Raw genomic sequence first — 3,481 nt, forward strand, 5'->3', positions numbered from 1 at the left:
TTTCTACCCCTCGAAATGCCGAAAATCTTAGATTTTTGAACCATTACCACCTAAAAGCTGGTACTCCCTTAGTACCTGAAAAGGGTAAAACCAATACAAGTCAAGACGCGTGATATTTAATCAGCAAGCCCTATTTAGTTCTGTTTTCCCCTTTGCTATTCCCTATTCCCTGTTCCCTATTCCCTTTTTCATAGCACTTGGTTTCCACATTTCAAATAAAAACACTATATTGGCATTTTATGAATTGTTTGCGCAGCATTCTGTTAGGAAAAGGCAACAGGCAAAAGAGGAATGTTAAACACCTTAATGTGTAGTGCTATACCTAGTATATATATAGCAATCAGGAATCAGTTGTGAGAATTGAAGTATTCCTTAAAAGTATAGAATATGGCAATTATTATATTCATATAATACGTTTTTTTCTTCTTCTCTATTCCCTATTCCCAGCTCCGGTGTTCCCTAAAAGTTTCCAATATCTCACAACTCAAATCATATTGCTATATTGTTGCTTCAAACAAAAATAGCCCCCATAAAAGGAGGCTATAAGAACTAAGTCACTATTGTTTTATGAAGCAGCAAAGCTTAAATAGATGCAAAATTAGCCTGTCTAAATTATTTAAGTAATAAAATGCTCATTCCTCAAGCTTTGAAAAAAACTTCTTTCCTACTGACTTCTGAGTTCTACTTAAGGCTTACCGAGCAAATCTAAAAACATTGACAGGTATAAAGTTTTAGCTTTTTTACACCGAAAAAAAGTGCAACTTTTTAAGCTTGAGCGACCAAAAAGTTAAGATAAAAGGCAAAATAATTGCAGAAAAATCAAGGGATAAAATATCCGATTATCTCCTCCAAATTCCACATTCTTCATAACTCAGTCCTCTTAACTCCTAACTCCTATCTAATGCTAAAAGACTTATTCAGCAAACCCTACTTAATTTATTGATTTAGCAATCGTAGTAGAGAGAAAACTCATAAGGATGAGGACGTAGACGCATGGGGTTAACCTCATTATCCAACTTGTACTCAATCCAAGTTTGAATCAAGTCCTCTGTAAATACCCCACCAGTAGTTAAGAACTCATGGTCTTTTTCTAAAGCTTCCAAAGCACCCTCTAAAGACCCAGGAGTAGAAGGAATCTTACTTAACTCTTCAGGACTGAGGTCATAAATATCCACATCCAAAGATGCACCAGGGTCAATTTCATTCTTAATCCCATCAATACCAGCACAAAGCATCGCAGCAAAAGCCAAATAGGGATTACAACTAGCATCAGGACAACGGAACTCTAGTCGCTTCGCCTTGGGATTTGTACCACTTAAAGGAATCCGAACAGAAGCAGAGCGGTTACCTTGAGAATAAGCTAAGTTTACTGGAGCTTCAAATCCAGGAACCAATCGCTTATAAGAATTAGTGGAAGGATTAGAGAATGCCAAGATTGCCGGAGCGTGCTTGAGGATACCACCAATGTAATTAAGCGCCATCTTACTCAAGTTGGCATAACCATCACCCCAGAATAGAGGTTGTCCATCTTTCCAGATTGACTGGTGACAGTGCATACCCGAACCATTATCGTTAAATATAGGCTTAGGCATGAAAGTAATAGTTTTGCCATGTTTTTTGCCCACATTCTTGATGACATACTTATAAATCATCAAGTTGTCTGCAGCTTCTACCAATGTGCCAAACTGAAAACCCAATTCATTCTGACCACCTGTAGCAACTTCGTGGTGATGCTTTTCAATGGGAACCCCACACTTGGCCATTGTTAACAACATTTCTGTCCGCAAATCCTGCATTGTATCGGTGGGAGATACAGGAAAATAACCTTCTTTGTAACGAGGTTTATAGGCTTTATTACCACCTGGTTCTTCACTACCAGAATTCCAACGACCTTCTATACTATCTACATAGTAATAAGCTTTATTTTCTGTTTGGTCAAACCGAGCATCTTCAAATACAAAGAATTCAGCTTCTGGACCAAAGAAGGCAGTATCCCCAAGACCTGTCGATCTTAAATAATCAACTGCTTTCTGAGATATGACTCTGGGGCAACGGCTATACCATTCACCAGTTCGAGGCTCTTTAATACTACAAGTAACACTTAATGTTGGTTCAGCCATAAAAGGGTCAATCCAAGCAGTGGTTGGATCTAGTACCATCATCATGTCTGACTCGTTAATATTTTTCCAACCACGGATACTAGAACCGTCGAAGGCAACTCCATCTGTAAAGGAGCTTTCATCAATTTGACTTCTGTGAACTGTTAAATGTTGCCAGATACCAGGTAGGTCAATGAATTTCAAATCAATAACTTGAATATCATCATTGTTAATCCAGTTCAATACATCTTGGGCTGTTTGTGCCATATTAGCTCCTAAGTTTGAAATTTTGGCTTTCAAAAAGAATAGCTTTAATCAGAATAAATACATCAGTCTTAAATTTTGGCTTTCTTAACAAAGTTCTAATCAGAATACATTCAGTCGATAATAAGAATGAAAATCCTTGAGTTTTTGTAACTTTAGACACAAAAAATCTTGCCTTAATCAAATAATTCTCCTAGTGCAGGATGGCAGAAATAACTAACCAGTTAAAAAATCCTAAAAGAACTACAAATCAATACCTTTAACTTTTGACTTCCGCGTAGCGACACTAGGTGTCAATTTGGGTACATCTCATATTTGCAAAAATACTTTTTTCCTATATATTCCCTGTTGCCTGTTGCCAGATGAGCTGTTGCCTAAAAGCCAAAAAATTTTGGCTTTATTCAAAATTGAGATGCACCCGTCAATTTATCTCAACGTTGGTTGAAGACCCGCCCTCTCCTGGAAGAGATCGTCGGGATGTTTCGCACCCACGTTCCGCACGTCAAGTTGTAACACTAGAGTATTATAAGAATTTGGTAGCCTAGTAAGTATTTATACTGTAAGAATTATCTTTATTTAACTTTCTCATTCATCAAATTTTCAGGAAAATATTAACCATAAATACTTACTAAATTGTTAACTTCTATTGACCACTACAATTTACTTCTTACTTGTTACTTTTGACTTATTACTTTTGACTTATATTTTTATGCTACATTTTGTCGTGCGGAATGTAGGTTCACAGCATGACCCTGGAAAAACCAATCAATCTTGTGGTTTTTGCCATAGCATAGTACTCTTAATTAGAATAAGGCTGCTGGGCTAGCAGTGTCAGTCTGTGGAGCGACTGTAAGACCGAAAAGAGGGGAAGACCTTGGAGGCGGGTGCTATGAAGCAGAAAATCCCTATCAGTGATGTTAGGAAATTCCACGTTTTCGCGTAAGCGCAACGTCGGAAGGATGTCAAAGTAGGCTAATATAGAAAGTTTAAGAAATTGTTGGGAGAATAATTATATGCGGGACACTATAACTAGCTTAATAGATAATTACGATGCTAAAGGTCGTTATTTGGACCGGGATGCTGTTGATCGATTAAAATCTTATTTTGAAACGGGTACT

General features: G+C 37.3%; 1 protein-coding gene and 1 pseudogene. One reads left to right on the forward strand and one right to left on the reverse strand.

All coding sequences use genetic code 11. The features are described 5' to 3' along the window. Positions 1 to 944: 944 nt before the first annotated feature. Positions 945 to 2,366: a type I glutamate--ammonia ligase gene (glnA, locus tag F6K54_RS41985; RefSeq protein WP_293090420.1), complete on the reverse strand. Its 1,422-nt coding sequence runs from the start codon at positions 2,364 to 2,366 to the stop codon at positions 945 to 947. Between the two features lie 1,010 nt (positions 2,367 to 3,376). Between glnA and F6K54_RS41990 the strand changes: the two are divergent. Further along, positions 3,377 to 3,481: pseudogene (locus F6K54_RS41990) on the forward strand (allophycocyanin subunit beta); the annotation flags it as partial.

This window comes from Okeania sp. SIO3B5 (assembly GCF_010692555.1).
Lineage (GTDB): Bacteria > Cyanobacteriota > Cyanobacteriia > Cyanobacteriales > Microcoleaceae > Okeania.

Coding starts and splice junctions, on each gene's coding strand:
- glnA (WP_293090420.1), bottom strand. CDS start 2,366: ATGGCACAAACAGCCCAAGATGTATTGAACTGGATTAACAATGATGAT.